This is a genomic window from Paenibacillus sp. FSL H7-0735 (genome assembly GCF_038008505.1).
Lineage (GTDB): Bacteria > Bacillota > Bacilli > Paenibacillales > Paenibacillaceae > Paenibacillus_AQ > Paenibacillus_AQ odorifer.
This window is the reverse complement of sequence record NZ_JBBOZH010000001.1, coordinates 2,091,313-2,106,533: the sequence shown is the minus strand read 5'-3', so window position 1 is coordinate 2,106,533 and position 15,221 is coordinate 2,091,313. Positions and strand designations below refer to the sequence as shown.

The 15,221-nt window shown below is 46.9% G+C and carries 11 protein-coding genes; 2 read left to right on the top strand and 9 right to left on the bottom strand.

Going from position 1 to position 15,221, the window contains the following annotated elements:
* Positions 1–46: 46 nt before the first annotated feature.
* The 4 genes from ptsG to NSS82_RS09350 form a co-directional block, all read right to left on the bottom strand.
* On the bottom strand, positions 47–2,116 hold the full coding sequence (ptsG, locus tag NSS82_RS09365) for a glucose-specific PTS transporter subunit IIBC (RefSeq protein ID WP_036683572.1): 2,070 nt from the start codon (positions 2,114–2,116) through the stop codon (positions 47–49).
* 265 nt (positions 2,117–2,381) lie between these two features.
* Positions 2,382–3,260, bottom strand: coding sequence for a glucose PTS transporter transcription antiterminator GlcT (gene glcT / locus NSS82_RS09360; RefSeq protein WP_076126370.1), 879 nt, complete (start codon positions 3,258–3,260; stop codon positions 2,382–2,384).
* A 401-nt stretch (positions 3,261–3,661) separates the two neighbouring features.
* Complete coding sequence (locus NSS82_RS09355; RefSeq protein ID WP_081383764.1) at positions 3,662–5,245, bottom strand: flotillin family protein; 1,584 nt, start codon at positions 5,243–5,245, stop codon at positions 3,662–3,664.
* The gene (locus NSS82_RS09350; protein WP_036683577.1) at positions 5,245–5,781 is read right to left on the bottom strand and encodes a hypothetical protein; all 537 of its coding nucleotides are present in this window, start codon (positions 5,779–5,781) and stop codon (positions 5,245–5,247) included. The genes NSS82_RS09355 and NSS82_RS09350 overlap by 1 nt, the downstream gene beginning before the upstream one ends.
* Positions 5,782–7,308: 1,527 nt before the next feature.
* On the opposite strand from NSS82_RS09350, the gene NSS82_RS09345 reads away from it, so the two are divergent.
* Entirely contained in the window at positions 7,309–7,770 is a 462-nt protein-coding gene (locus NSS82_RS09345; protein ID WP_341109726.1) for a hypothetical protein, read from the top strand.
* A gap of 139 nt (positions 7,771–7,909) precedes the next feature.
* Here NSS82_RS09345 and NSS82_RS09340 read toward each other — a convergent pair whose 3' ends face one another.
* The 4 genes from NSS82_RS09340 to NSS82_RS09325 form a co-directional block, all read right to left on the bottom strand.
* Entirely contained in the window at positions 7,910–9,073 is a 1,164-nt protein-coding gene (locus tag NSS82_RS09340) for an iron-containing alcohol dehydrogenase (protein ID WP_036680996.1), read from the bottom strand.
* A 163-nt stretch (positions 9,074–9,236) separates the two neighbouring features.
* Positions 9,237–10,817: a UDP-glucose--hexose-1-phosphate uridylyltransferase gene (locus NSS82_RS09335; protein WP_076272351.1), complete on the bottom strand. Its 1,581-nt coding sequence runs from the start codon at positions 10,815–10,817 to the stop codon at positions 9,237–9,239.
* Between the two features lie 54 nt (positions 10,818–10,871).
* A complete protein-coding gene (gene galE / locus NSS82_RS09330; RefSeq protein ID WP_036680993.1) occupies positions 10,872–11,858 on the bottom strand; it encodes a UDP-glucose 4-epimerase GalE in 987 nt (328 codons plus the stop codon).
* 4 nt (positions 11,859–11,862) lie between these two features.
* On the bottom strand, positions 11,863–13,038 hold the full coding sequence (locus NSS82_RS09325) for a galactokinase (protein ID WP_036680992.1): 1,176 nt from the start codon (positions 13,036–13,038) through the stop codon (positions 11,863–11,865).
* 188 nt (positions 13,039–13,226) lie between these two features.
* Between NSS82_RS09325 and NSS82_RS09320 the strand changes: the two genes are divergently transcribed.
* On the top strand, positions 13,227–14,123 hold the full coding sequence (locus NSS82_RS09320) for an AraC family transcriptional regulator (RefSeq protein WP_249267705.1): 897 nt from the start codon (positions 13,227–13,229) through the stop codon (positions 14,121–14,123).
* 86 nt (positions 14,124–14,209) lie between these two features.
* Here the strand turns inward: NSS82_RS09320 and mgrA are convergent, their stop codons facing one another.
* Positions 14,210–15,208, bottom strand: a complete 999-nt coding sequence (mgrA, locus tag NSS82_RS09315; protein ID WP_036680989.1) for an L-glyceraldehyde 3-phosphate reductase — start codon at positions 15,206–15,208, stop codon at positions 14,210–14,212.
* Positions 15,209–15,221: the final 13 nt, after the last annotated feature.

Genomic DNA, 15,221 nt, shown 5'->3' with positions numbered 1-15,221 from the left:
AGCTTCGCTTCCTTGTATGAACAAAGAAGCATCGGCCCTTGCACTTTTACTGAATCGTAATGATGTCTTGGTCTCCTATAGAAACCTTACCCGGCTTCTTCAATGTTACAGAAGAGCCCTCTGGTAAATTCGAGAAAATAACAGGTGAGATTACAGAAGGTGCATGTGCTTTTACATACTCTAAATCCACTTCCATAATCGGTTGCCCAGCCGCTACAAGATCGCCTTCTTCAACTAATACCGTGAAGCCTTGACCTTTAAGCTTAACCGTATTAACCCCAATATGAACGAGCACTTCCTTGCCTCCGTCAGACATAATACCGATGGCATGTTTGCTCGGGAACACGTTAAATACCTTACCGTAAACCGGTGAAGCAATTTTCCCATCTTCGGATAGAAACGCGAAGCCGTCGCCCGTCATTTTTTGGGAGAATACTGGATCTGGCACCTCTGTGATATCCAACAATTCACCGTTTACTGGAGATACGATATCTTCCTTGATAATCGCTTCACCAGCTTCACCTGCCTGTTGTTCTTCTTCTGGCTCTGGAGTAACCACTACTGGAGCTGCTGAAGCCGCAGGTGTCTTTCCGTTAATTACATCTTGAATCTGCGATTTAATCGTATCTGAACGTGTGCCAAAAATCGCTTGAACGTTATTACCCACTTCCAGCACACCTGATGCACCAAGTTTCTTAAGACGGTTCTTGTCTACGCCTGCCTTATCTTTAACTTCAACACGAAGGCGGGTAATACAAGCGTCTAGATGAGTGATGTTTTCTTTACCACCTAGAGCGGACAAAATGTTCCGCGGTAGATCATCACCGGCTCTGGAGACAGACTCCGTATTCACTTCTTCTTCTTCATTCGTATCTTCTTCACGACCCGGTGTCATAAGATTGAATTTCCGAATTACAAACCGGAAGCCGAAGTAATAAATTAAGGCAAGGGCCAGACCTACCGGAATAACCAGCCACCAAGCTGTACGGTTCGGGATAATACCGAAGAGCACAAAATCGATAAAACCACCCGAGAATGTCATGCCGATTTTAACATCAAGAATATGCATAGTCATAAAGGACAGACCTGCAAACACAGCATGTACAGCGAACAGCAATGGAGCCACGAATAGGAACGAGAATTCGAGCGGCTCAGTAATCCCTGTCAAGAACGATGTCAATGCCGCGGAAATCATCAAACTTCCGACGATCTTTTTATTCTGAGGTTTAGCTTCATGATAGATAGCCAAAGCCGCTGCTGGAAGACCAAACATCATGAATGGATATTTACCCGTAGTAAATGTCCCTGCTGTGAAGTCTACTCCATCGCGAAGCTGCTGCATGAAGATCCGTTGGTCACCACGTACCAATTCTCCTGCTTTATCAACGTAGGTACCAAATTCATACCAGAATGGAGAGTAGAAAATGTGATGCAGTCCAAAAGGAATGAGCGAACGTTCGATCGTTCCGAAGATAAACGCTGCAAGCGTTTTGTTCGTATCAATCATACTTTGTGACACATAGTTCAGACCATGTTGAATAGGTGGCCATACTATTGTCAGTAACAAGCCCAAGATTAGAGCTGTTACCGCCGTCATAATCGGTACGAAACGTTTACCTGCGAAGAAACCTAGGTAAGAAGGAAGCTCGATTTTGAAGAATCGCTTGTACATGGCCGAAGCCAATATACCGACGAGTATACCTCCAAACACCCCTGTTTGCAGTGTTGGAATCCCTAATACGCTGGCATACGAGAAGTCGCCTTGGCTTAGAACGTAATCATTAACACCAATAACTGTACCCATCGTAATGTTCATTACGAGGAAACCGATAATGGCAGCTAGACCCGCAACACCTTCACCCCCGGCTAAACCTATCGCAACCCCCACCGCGAAGAGTAAGGCTAGATTATCAAATACAATTTGTCCTGAATTCATCAATACGTTGGCAACAGCCTGAACAACATGGTTCTCCAGTGCTGGAACATATTGCAGGAAGTCTGGGTTTACCAGCATGTTTCCTATTCCAAGAAGCAAACCTGCCGCAGGCAGAATAGCTACTGGAAGCATCAGAGCTTTACCAACTCTTTGTAAAACACCAAACAACTTTTTAAACATTTAGGTTACTCCTTTCATTAATTTCACTAAAACAGATGCCAAAAAAGGCATGAGCAACACAGTATAGAAGTTGTAATCTAACGCTATCGTTAGATTGCCCCAAGAAGGGGGTTAACAACCAAAATACTGTAATTCACTCATGCCTGATCGAATCAGTTACACGCTCGATATTCTGTTTTGTTGATGACAGTGAACATTGTAGCATCGTTTTTTTTAAGTAGCAAGCGTTTTTTTTGAAACCATGATTTGTTACAACTTTTGCACTTTAAGGAGCTTCACCATTCTTGTCCATATCTTGTTCGTCCACTTTTTTCTGGGCAATACGCTGCAGATGAATCGTCAAATAACTTACCTCAGCTTGATACACGGGAATTCGCACACGCTGTTCGATAATTTTTGTTAATTTCCAAGCCAACGAATACATCTCAGGATACTCCCGTTTCATGAGTCCATCCAGGGTTGAGGTCTCCTGTACCGCCTCTCCACGGCGTAATCTTTCTAGAACAAATCGCAGATGGGTTACCAGTCTTGAGTAATCAAGTGAATCCCGTGGGATTCGATAGTCCAGATAATTCTCGACTAACCCAACCAGCTCTCCAATCAAGAGAGAATGTTGTCTAACCTCGGAAATTTGCCTATTACTAAGTGCGCTGACAATATGAAGAGCCACAAAACCTATCTCATCCACCGGCAATTCCACGCCCATAGCCTCATTGATCCGTCCAATCGCATATTCTGCCATCTTATATTCCTCAGGATAAATCTCCTTAGTTTCATACAAAAATGGATTATGAATTGGGATATCTTGTTCAAAACGACGGATAGCAAAAGAAATATGGTCGGTAAGTGCAATGTGAATATGCTCATTAAGCGGCTGACGGCTACAATGCATAATATGTAATACTATTTCTTGAACGACCTCAATCAACTTCTCATCCACTTGGGGAAGAAGCTGTTTATATTGTTCCTGCTCCTCCTGGCTACGAAGAATAAACATCTTCTCCACGGAGGATAGATTAATCTGATCACGCAGCTTGCGGTTAAACCCTATCCCTTTACCGATAACTACAACCTCAGAATATTGAGGATGCTGGGCAATGATAACGTTGTTATTTAACACCTTCGCCACTGTTATGCTACTCATTTTTGACACCTCTTTTATTTCTAAACACCTAACTTCCAGCAGCATACGCAATAAGAAATCGTACGATGAATACAAGCTTTGCTACCATCATAACACCAAGAATTGCATATTAGAAGAACACTCTGTGTCCTTACTAAGCTAGTAGATCAGAGTGAACAGCCTTAAAGGCTTTTATTTTACCTGAAAAAATCTTTAAACACCAGTGAAAGCGACGATGTCCATTTATACAATAATTCCCATGGTATTTCGATAAGCTATAAGCCTTCACCAAAAATCACCTGTATACGCACGAGCTGTTTATCATGTTGTCTGTTTTAGATCAACACATAAAGATTAAGGTATGACCAGCAGCTTTGCCAGTCATACCTTAAGTAAATTAAATCAATATAATTTGCATTAAACTATTTTTCCTTTTGTTCAGGCAGAGAAGTTAAAGTCTCGCTGGCTGCACTGGATGTTACTGATGGCTGAATATAAGTTGCAGGGGCAACTGCTGCGGTTGGTGTAACTGATGCTCCTTTGCTTCCGGAAGCTTTAGTGGTCAGCCCCTTGATCAGTGCCTCTACATCAATCCCTGAGACGCTCTTCAGCATCTCTGGAGCGGTGGACATTAGCTGAGTCACATAATTGCTGACCCGGGCTGCACCTTCCCCATTACCGGTATCTACAACGGTAAGTTTATCAATAGATGCCAGCGGCTTCGCAATTTGGCCAGCCAAATCAGGCAGCATTTTGACGATGATGTCGAGCACCGCTGCTTCGCCGAATTTCTGGAAAGCTTCCGCCAGTTTCTCTTTTGCTTCTGCTTCCGCTAGACCGCGCAACCGGATAACCTCAGCATCCGCTGTACCTTTAGCCAGCTCTGCATCCGCCATCGCTTGACCTTCAAGACGCTTCTGCTCAGATGTCGCTTTTGCTTGCGTTTCAATACTATATTGCAAGGCATCTGCCTCACGCATTCTCTTCGCCTTATCGGCTTCCGCCGCTTGCTCTACTGCATAACGATCCGCTTCTGCTTTTTTCTTCACTTCAGCATCATACTGCTTCTCGCGAACTTGAATTTCTTTGGCTTGCAAATCGATTTCACGTTCCTTACGTACCAGCTCAACCTTCATCTGTTCTTCAACAACGGTCTGCTTTGCACGTGCCTCTTGAATATGATAAGCCTGGTCGGCTTCCGCTTTCGCTGTATCCTGATCCCGTTTAAACGCAGCCACCTTAAGCTGGTTTTCCTTAGAGGCTTCGGCAATATTCGTATCCCGCAGCAGCTCAGCTTTTTGCCCTTGCTCTTCTGCGTTTGCCTTTTGAATTCTCGCATCCCGCACTGCTTCTGCTTCAGCGATCTCTGCATCCCGCTTCACAGCAGCTATCCGCGGTTTACCCAGTGCCTCTAGATATCCATGTTTGTCTCGCACATCCTTGATGGTAAAGGAAACAATTTGCAGACCCATTTTCTTAAGATCACGTGCCGCCACGCCTTGAACCTCTTGCGCAAAGCGGTCACGGTTACGATATACTTCCTCAACGGTCATCGAACCGAGAATGGCCCGCAGATGACCTTCAAGAACTTCTTGTGCTTCGCTCTTCAGTGCTTCAATCGGTTTGCCCATAAATTGCTCAGCAGCTGTCGCCACATCTTCCGTTGAGCTACCCACTTTAATGATCGCTACGCCGTCGGCAATAACCGGAACCCCTTGTTCGGTGTATACTTCCGGGGTCGTCACATCGAGTTTATGAGAAAGAAGCGACATAAATTCAGCCTTCTGAAAGACTGGGAGTATAAAGGCACCGCCCCCGCGTACAATCTTTATTTTACGACCAGAACCATCGTCTGAAATATGATTTTTCCCTAAGAACGACCCCGTTACGATCATCCCTTCATCGGGTCCAACCGTTTTGTAACGTGCCCAGAATGCGATACCTAGCACAAACAAAACAGCAACGACAACAGCAGGGACTAACAAATACTCAGGAATACCGAACATTAAAGATCCACTCCTCTTCTCTTTTCGAATTCTGACACCAATGCAACGCCTTCTCTAACCTCCACTACAACAACTTTAATCCCTGCCGGAAGCAGCTCATGATCAAAGCTTGCTGCCGTATGCAGGCTATTGCCGGCGCCAAACTTTACCATAATCTCACCATAACCAGTGGCGGGAACAGGAATTGTGATTTCCCCGATCTTACCAGGCAGATCACTCATTGAGAAACCATTGGACATTTCGCTTTTTTCCATGGGCTTAACCACCCCTAGATACATAAGTACTCCCAAAAAAGCGGCGGCTAACAAAGACAAAGCAATGATCGCCCCAGCTTCCAGAGCGCTGTACCGGGTTAGAAGAATGCCCGCTCCGCCGAACACGGTTATTCCTCCTGCCAGCACGGTGGGATTCAGAAAATCTACAGATACGAAATCAAAGGCCCCATGCAAGGCATCTCCGATCACATCGCCCACCAGGACGCTGACTATGGCAAATATGACGCCTAGCGCCAAGCAGCCTAAATACAGCGTTTGCATTTTTGTTTCCTCCTGTCTTCAATCAGGACTGTCATATTACATTAAACGTACAAAGTAGGTCCTTGGTTTCACAATCTTTGGATATTCACCCAAATAAGTTCCATTCAGAGGATAAGCATGCGCACATTGACACTGTTTTATTACATACGATGGGGTTGTCCCAAAGCCGTCCAATAGTTGCTGAGGCGCTGATTTTTGTTGGAAAGTTACTTAATCTAAACAGCAAAATTTGTAGTGTCTCTGGTGTCCGAAAACTTGCTCAAAAGGCTGAAAATTCGTAAATAACGTCAGCTGGGTCCTTAGGTAGGGCGTATATTGGTAGAGGAATCAGTGTGAGGGGGGGATTACAAACACTAGTTGGTTGAGTAACACTCTCGCGCGTATGAAGAGGCTATGCTGCTTACGCGCCTCGGCCCATCGGACTCAACAGACCCTATTCGCCGATTTATCCGACATTTGGTATGCTATCGGACCGCATAGTCTCTATTGGCATTGAAACCAGCAAATATGAGGTCATTTCGAAGTAATAGTGTCTCTGGTGTCCGAAAGCTTGCTCAAAAGGCTGAAAATTCGCATATAACGTCAGCTGGGTCCGTAGGGTAGGCGTGTATTGGTAGAGGAATAGTTGTGTGGGGATCATACAAACCCTAGTTGGTTAGGTAATACTCTCACGCGTATGAAGAGGCTATGCTGCTTACGCCTCGGCCTATCGGACTCAGCAGACCCTATTCGCCGATTTATCCGACATTTGGTATGCTATCGGACCGCATAGCCCCTATTGGCATAAAAACCAGCAAATAAAAGACCATTTCGAAGCAATAGTGTCTCTGGTGTCCGAAAACTTGCTCAAAAGGCTGAAAATTCGCAAATAACGTCAGCTGGGTCCGTAGGGTAGGCGTGTATTGGTAGAGGAATCAGTCGTGAGGGGATCTTACATACCCTAGTTTGTTAGGTAACACTCTCGCGCGTATGAAGATACTATGCTGCTTACGCGCCTCGGCCCATCGGACTCCGCAGACCCTATTCGCCGATTTATCCGACATTTGGCATGCTATCGGACCGCATAGTCTCTATTCGCATGAAAACCAGCAAATATAAGGCCATTTCGAAGCAATAGTGTCTCTGGTGTCCGAAAACTTGCTCAAAAGGCTGAAAATTCGCATATAACGTCAGCTGGGTCCGTAGGGTAGGCGTGTATTGGTAGAGGAATCAGTCGTGTGGGGATCATACAAACCCTAGTTTGTTAGGTAACACTCTCGCGCGTATGAAGATACTATACTGCTTACGCGCCTCGGCCCATCGGACTCCGCAGACCCTATTCGCCGATTTATCCGACATTTGGTATGCTATCGGACCGCATAGTCCCTATTGGCATGAAAAACAACAAATATGAGGCTATTTCGAAGCAATAGTGTCTCTGGTGTCCGAAAACTTGCTCAAAAGGCTGAAAATTCGCAAATAACGTCAGCTGGGTCCGTAAGACTCCCGAGGACGGTCGACGGATTAGATTACGGGTGCGAACAGTGATTGATGAGGTGCGATCAGCGGCAATGGGTATCAGTCAGCGGCAGCGGAGGTCCAGACAGCGGCAGCGGAGGCGCGGGCAGCGGCAGCGGAGGCGCGGGCAGCGGCAGCGGAGGCGCGGGCAGCGGAGGCGCGGTCAGCGGCAGCGGAGGCGCGGGCAGCGGCAGCGGAGGCGCGGGCAGCGGCAGCGGAGGCGCGGGCAGCGGCAGCGGAGGCGCGGGCAGCGGCAGCGGAGGCGCGGTCAGCGGCAGCGGAGGTTCGGACAGCGGCAGCGGAGGTCCAGACAGCGGCAGCGGAGGCGCGGTCAGCGGCAGTGAGGTTCGGTCAGCGGCAGCGGAGATTCGGTCAGCGGCAGCGGAGGCGCGGCCAGCGACAGCGGAGGTACGGTCAGCGGCAGCGGAGTTTACGGTCAGAAGCATAGGAGGTGCAGTCGGCGGTAGCGGAACTTGGGACGTGGGCGAGTGAAGTTGTGCAAGAGGAGCAAGTCACACTAGACCATAAACACAAAAAAGCGGATCCTCCATTAACGGAGGATCCGCTTCTTTGACATTCTATTGCGGCTTCTTGAATAAAGACAAATGGTCTCTTTCCGTAGAAGAGTTACTTACAAAGCCATTTTATAAATTTCAACTACATCTTCACGCTCAAGCTTGCGGAAATTACCAAACGCTCCGAAACGAACAGCCTTGTCAGCCATACTGCCGATCTCGCTGTCATCAATATCATAATCACCAAGTGTCTTCGGCGCACCGATGGAATCCCAGAAATTACGCAGAGCCTCGATACCCTCCAACCCGATTTCTTCATCAGTCTTGCCAGCAGGATCAACTCCGAACACATTTACCGCAAGCTTGCGGAAACGTGCAGGGTTTGTGCTGAGGTTATATTTCATCCATTGCGGGAACAGAATCGCCAAACCTCCGCCATGCGGAATATCGTATACAGCCGATACTGCATGCTCGATATTATGAGTCGCCCAATCTCCGGCAAAACCCATGCTGACCATTCCGTTAAGCGCCATCGTACCGCAGTACATGATGGTCTCACGCAGCTCGTAGTTATTCAGATCTTCGATAAGCTTCGGCGCGGTTTCAATTACAGTGCGCAGCAAAGTTTCACAGAAACCGTCTTGTACCGGTGTATTGCCGTCTGTATGGAAATAGTGCTCCAGAACATGTGACATGATATCCACCATGCCATAAACGGTCTGATCACGTGGCAGAGAAAAAGTGTTCTCTGGATCAAGAATCGAAAATGCCGGGTAGGCATGGACACTGCCCCAGCCCATTTTTTCCTTAGTAACCTCGTTTGTGATTACGGAGCCGTTATTCATTTCAGATCCCGTAGCAGCCATTGTCAGCACTGTGCCCAGTGGAAGCGCGTCTTGGGCCGCTGCTTTACGCTCTACAAAGTCCCACATATCACCATCATATTTCGCTCCAACAGCAACAGCTTTTGCGCAGTCCAATACGCTTCCGCCCCCTACTGCGAGAACAAGGTCAATATTATGCTCCCGGCACAGCTCTACGCCTTTATGTACTGTGGAAAGACGTGGATTGGGTTCTACTCCAGAGAGTTCAGTCACTGTAGCGCCTATTGAACTCAGCTCAGCAACTACTTTATCGTACAAACCGCTACGCTTGATACTGCCGCCACCGTACATCAAAAGCACATTTTTACCGTACTTAGGAACCTCCGTCTTCAAGGCTTCAAGGGTACCCTGTCCAAAAATCAGCTTGGTAGGATTATAAAATTCAAATTTACGCATATGTGTAAACCTCCAGTAGTTAATTCATAATGTCTTACTCCTTCGTATTATAAACCTCTGGTTACCCGCATTCAAATTAGGTGGCTGGATTTCGTCATTCCGAATAAAAAAAGATGCCCCAAGCCCATAGGCTTGAGGACATCCTTAAATCTAAATTCACTTACTACAAAGCACCGAAGCTAGTTACAAAACGGCGGAAAGCCGCTTGACCTTCTGGAGTCCGTTTGTAAACGCCAGCGTGTTCAAGAATATGCGTAAACTTGATGCCAACTTCGTTCTGCACAATCTTGAGCGCTTCCTCGTGTTGCAGTGCAGTTCCGAATCGCTCCACCAGCTCCTGAATCCAAGCCGCATGCTGCGCAAGAGAATGACTAGGGTCATTCTTCACCGCTTCTAACAGCGCTTGATCTCCTGCAAGAATACCTGCGATGGAATCAAGTTCTTCCTTCAAACGGCCCGGCAGAATCGCCAGTCCCATAACTTCAATCAAGCCGATGTTTTCTTTTTTGATATGATGCATTTCCCGGTGCGGATGAAAAATCCCTTCAGGATATTGCTCATTAGTCCGGTTATTCCGCAGCACAAGATCCATCTCGAAGCTGCCGTCCTCGGCCCGGCGGACGATAGGAGTAACGGTATTATGAGGTTGTACTTCACCGTCAACCTCACTAAAGGCTAGCACTTCCGCCTCTGGATCGCTGTAGGCTTTCCAAGCTTCATAAAGCGCATTTCCGCATTCCAGTAGAACCGCAGGATCTTCACCATTTAAGCGCAATACGGACATCGGCCATTTTACGATATTAATGCTGACACCCGGATAAGAAGCATGTGTAAATGTATCTTCCTTAGGCGCTTTTTGAATCGGGAACGTGTGGCGTCCGCCCTGAAAATGGTCATGCGTCAGAATAGAGCCGCCAACAATCGGCAAGTCTGCATTTGAGCCAATAAAATAATGCGGAAATGATTCCACGAAGCTAAGCAGCCGCTTCAAGGTATCCTTGGTAAGCTTCATTGGCACATGATCATGATGGAATACAATGCAGTGCTCATTGTAATAAACATATGGCGAGTATTGGAAGAACCATTTTTCATTATTCAGGTTAAGCGGAATGATACGCAGGTTCTGGCGCGGCGGATGATTGATCCGTCCGGCATAACCTACATTCTCACGGCACAGCAGACATTTCGGATAGACTGGCGGCGGGAGCAGCCGAGCCATCGCAATTTCCTTCGGATTTTTCTCAGGCTTGGACAAATTGATCGTCATTTCAATGTCTCCGTACGGCGAATCCTGCAGCCAGTAGACATTCTTGGAGATCCGATCCATCCGAATATAGTTCGAATCAATGCTCAATTTATAAAAACGGTCTGTAGCCGCGGAGATGCCTTTTTCAGCAGTCAGACTATAGAATTCAGCATTTACATCCGAAGGACGGGCCATGAGAAGTCCCATAATCTTGGCGTCCAGCAAGTCACGGTAAGTGTCACTATTCTCTGGGATCAATCCGATTTCAAAACCATAATCAATCAGTGCATCGAGTGGAGCCTGCGGCCCTTCCAATGCACTTTGATCGATGTCACCTACAAGCGGCTCACTGAAACCAAACTGTTCGAGCAGCACATTACGGCTATAATCTTCATCGGATGGAGCTATAAGCTGCTGGCGCAGTGCGAACAGAACAAGCTGCTCAATCGCATGTAATGCTATCTGGCCAGCAGGCATAATCTTATTCTCGTTGTGCATTTTAATTCTCCTTAAGTAGGGTCTCAAGTTCAAGATAAGCTAACCTAAAGTCCCTTATTCTCCGTATCCTTGCGGATTGGCAGAGTGCCAGTTCCATGCACTTTGAATGATATCTTCCAAATCTGCATGCTGCGGGTTCCATCCAAGGACGCTACGCGCTTTGTCGGAGGAAGCTACCAGCACAGCAGGATCGCCGGCACGGCGTTCTTGAATGACTACAGGAATTTCAAGTCCAGTAACCTTCTTCGCCGTTTCAATCACCTGTTTTACCGAGAATCCAAGTCCATTGCCCAGGTTGAAAATATTGCTGCTGCTTCCGCTGCGCAGGTAAGTTACCGCACGGACATGGGCGTCAGCCAGATCGCTGACATGGATGTAGTCGCGCACACAAGTACCGTCTTCTGTAGGATAGTCATCTCCGAAAACAGCGATACTGTCACGTTGCTTCAAAGCCGTTTGCAATACCAGCGGCACCAAATGACTTTCTGGACGATGGTCTTCACCGATTTTGCCACTGGCATGTGCGCCAGCTGCATTGAAGTAACGCAATGCTACATATTTGATGCCCAGTACTTTATCAAACCAAGCCATCATCCGTTCCATGGTCAGCTTAGTTTCTCCATACACATTGGCCGGTTCAGTGCGGTCTGTTTCTTCAATCGGCACCTTTTCCGGTTCGCCGTAGGTTGCAGCTGTGGACGAGAATACGATCTTGTTTACGCCAGCTTTTTGCATAGCTTCCAAAAGACACTGTGTACCATATACATTGTTGTCGTAATATTTTACAGGGTCCTTCATGCTTTCTCCGACCAGCGAGCTTGCGGCAAAATGGATAACCGCTTCAATCTCATTTTCAGCGAACAGCTTACCCAGCAGTTCTTTATCACGCAGATCACCTTCGTACAGCTTGCCACCCAGCAACGCCTCACGATGCCCTGTTAGCAGATTGTCGATGACCACCACTTCTTCGCCACGATCCAGCAGCTCCGCTACAGTATGAGACCCAATATACCCTGCTCCACCTGTTACTAAAATCGCCATCTGATTACACTCCCTTCAATTCTTGGACACCATTACCGATGCCGCAAACGTAGAACTCGCCAACCAAACCAGATCTTGTGGTATAGGCTTCACCAACTTCACGAATAAAACGTTCTATATCATCTTCATGTACCAAAGATACTGTACAACCTCCGAAACCCGCGCCAGTCATACGGGAACCGAGTGTACCTGGGATACGTCCAGCTTCTTCAACCATAATATCAAGCTCTGCACAGCTAACTTCATACAAATCGCGCAAGGACGCATGCGAATCATTCATGAACTGTCCAAACTGCTTCAGATCATTGTTTTTTAATACCTCAACGGAATCCAGCACGCGTTGATTCTCTTCCACGACATGGCGAGCGCGGCGTCTTACAATTTCGTCTGTGATTTTATCTTGATGTGCTTCGAACTGTTCACGATTGAGCTGTGCCAGATAAGCTAGCGAAGGCACTTCTTTTTGCAAAATAGCCAATGCCTCATCACACTGCTGACGACGTTCATTGTACTTGGAATCTACAAGCCCTCTGCGTTTGTTCGTGTTGCCGATAACCAATTTGTATGAACCTGTGATGAATGGTACCAAATTGTACTCAAGTGTGTCGCACATCAGCAGGATTGCATGATCGCGTTTGCCGTTAGCAACTGCGAACTGATCCATAATTCCGGAGTTTACACCTACGTACTGATTCTCCGCACGCTGGGACAAAAGTGCAATCTCAACAGTGTCTGTATCGCCGCCTTCGAGAGTCAGGAACGCATAAGCAGTAACGACTTCAAGAGATGCCGAGGAGGACAAGCCTGCTCCATTCGGAATATCGCCATGGAACAGCAGATCGTACCCTTTGGATACCGGGGTGCTTTTCTTATCCAGCTCAACCATTACCCCAATCGGATAGTCAATCCATTCACCAGTTTTGGACTTGCCAATTTCGCTATAATCAATAGAAGCTTCGTAAGGAAAATTAGTCGATGCAAAATTCACTTTGCTGTCACTACGTGGACGCACAATCAGCGTTGTACCGAATTCCAAAGCTGCGGGAAGTACATATCCGCCGTTATAATCCAAGTGCTCTCCGATGAGATTGACACGACCTGGTGCATAAAACACCTTAGCCTCTTCCTCGCTCACCCCATATTTTTCAATAAATTTGTTGTTAAGTTCCTGCATGCTCATTAATACCACTCCATCCTTTCGCTGCTTCAGCCAGTGGGAATTAGTAAAGCGTTCTTTATGTACTCATTATAATAGATTCACTCATCCTCTGATAATGCAATCATGTGTGTAATGTATGGATAAATGTGACTTCCCATAATATAATAATTACATATATTACTGTTACTCTCTAAACTATAAGCCATTAAATGACATTAACACAAGAAAGGCTGTCCCAAATGGAGCATACTTATTCCGTAGGATCCAATCCCGTGTATTACGATAAACAGAACCTTCATGTACTGTTTGCCGGCCAGAGTCAGACACTGCCCATGCATCAAGCTGGACCCAAGATCTATGATTATTATTTGCTGCATTTCATAGAATCTGGCTCGGGTGTTTTCCGTACAGAACATCATAAATATGAGTTGGGTAAAGGAGACTGCTTCTTGATCCATCCGGGACAATTAGTCAGTTACGTCTCTGATAAAGATCAGCCCTGGTGCTATCGCTGGGCAGCATTTACTGGCAGCGAAGCTGACGATCTGGTGCTGCAGACGGGGTTCACACCACAACAACCCGTGGTGACCACAACAGGTGAAAGCCTCATTCCAGGTGCCCTGTCCAGCATCATGCAAGCCTTCAACGCCAACAAAGAAAGTGCCCATCTGACTTCGCTTGGGTATCTCTATCTCATTGTCGGCGAGGCAGCTGATTTGCTCTCTTCCTTCTCCCGTCTTCCCGGAACAGAATCACAGGTTAAGCGTACTGTGAAGCAAATGATCCACTATATGGCTTCTCAATATGCGCACCCGGTCTCTATTGAACAAATGTGTGATACGCTGGGTTATAATCGAGCCTACCTGTCCCGTGTATTTAAGCAAGAGACCGGATTATCTCCGGTGACCTACTTGCTGAAGCTGCGTATTGAAAAGTCCAGACAGCTGCTGCGTGAACGACCGGAGCTGTCCGTGGAACAGGTAGCAGCATCCGTGGGGCTCACCGATGCTTTATACTTCTCTCGCCAATTCAAACGGTTTTGTGCCCAGTCACCGACGGCTTACCGGATGACTACAACGAGACAAGCAGAGAAACCTGAACGTTAGTTTGACCTTTAATTTATAAATCCACCTTACAACAACAGCCCGTCTTCCTTAACTTAAGGAACCGGGCTGTTAATGTGTTCAATACGCTATAGTTCTGTCTTTAGAATCGTTTCAATCCGCTCTAACTCCTCTGGACTGAAATCAGGCTTAGCTAAAGCAGCTATATTCTCTTCAATCTGATCCACTCTGCTTGCTCCAATTAGGGCAGAAGTAACCTTGCCCCCCCGGAGTGTCCAAGCCAGTGCAAACTGAGCCAGACTCTGTCCTCGCGAAACTGCAAGCTGATTAAGTGCGCGAATCCTCCGCTGCACCTCCGGTGTAATCCGGCTCTCATTCAAGGCGGCAGACGGCTTGGCAGCCCTTGATCCCTCTGGAATACCATTCAAGTATTTGTTGGTTAACAAACCTTCAGCCAGGGGTGTAAAAGCGATGCTTCCTACACCACTTTGTTCCAGTACATCCTGTAAGCCGCCCTCAATCCAACGATCGAGCATAGAATAACTAGGCTGATGGATTAAGAGCGGTGTGCCCAGGCTTTTTAGAATGCTGAGGGCTTCAGCCGTCTGCTCCGCATTATAGTTGGATAGTCCTATATATAAAGCTTTGCCAGAACGTACCGCATAATCCAGCGCCTGCATGGTTTCTTCAAGCGGTGTTTCCGGGTCTGGACGATGAGAGTAATAAATATCAACATAATCTAGGCCTAGCCGTTTCAGGCTCTGATCCAGACTAGCCAGCATATATTTACGCGAACCCCATTCACCATAAGGGCCGGGCCACATGTTATACCCTGCTTTTGTAGAGATCACTATTTCATCACGATAAGGAAACATATCATTGGCAAGAACTTTACCGAACAGCTCTTCTGCTGAACCAGCTGGTGGACCATAGTTATTGGCCAGATCAAAATGGGTAATTCCAAGATCAAAAGCACGAGTGATCATTTCTCTGCCGTTCTCGTAATTATCGATCCCACCAAAATTCTGCCATAATCCTAATGAGATTGCTGGGAGCTTGAGACCTGAGTTCCCGCAACGATTATAACGCATGTTGTCATACCGTTTATCGTCTGCTACATATACCATTGCTTATCCCTGC

Coding starts and splice junctions, on each gene's coding strand:
- ptsG (WP_036683572.1), bottom strand. CDS start 2,116: ATGTTTAAAAAGTTGTTTGGTGTTTTACAAAGAGTTGGTAAAGCTCTG.
- glcT (WP_076126370.1), bottom strand. CDS start 3,260: ATGAGTAGCATAACAGTGGCGAAGGTGTTAAATAACAACGTTATCATT.
- NSS82_RS09355 (WP_081383764.1), bottom strand. CDS start 5,245: ATGTTCGGTATTCCTGAGTATTTGTTAGTCCCTGCTGTTGTCGTTGCT.
- NSS82_RS09350 (WP_036683577.1), bottom strand. CDS start 5,781: ATGCAAACGCTGTATTTAGGCTGCTTGGCGCTAGGCGTCATATTTGCC.
- NSS82_RS09340 (WP_036680996.1), bottom strand. CDS start 9,073: ATGCGTAAATTTGAATTTTATAATCCTACCAAGCTGATTTTTGGACAG.
- NSS82_RS09335 (WP_076272351.1), bottom strand. CDS start 10,817: ATGCACAACGAGAATAAGATTATGCCTGCTGGCCAGATAGCATTACAT.
- galE (WP_036680993.1), bottom strand. CDS start 11,858: ATGGCGATTTTAGTAACAGGTGGAGCAGGGTATATTGGGTCTCATACT.
- NSS82_RS09325 (WP_036680992.1), bottom strand. CDS start 13,038: ATGAGCATGCAGGAACTTAACAACAAATTTATTGAAAAATATGGGGTG.
- NSS82_RS09320 (WP_249267705.1), top strand. CDS start 13,227: ATGACATTAACACAAGAAAGGCTGTCCCAAATGGAGCATACTTATTCC.
- mgrA (WP_036680989.1), bottom strand. CDS start 15,208: ATGGTATATGTAGCAGACGATAAACGGTATGACAACATGCGTTATAAT.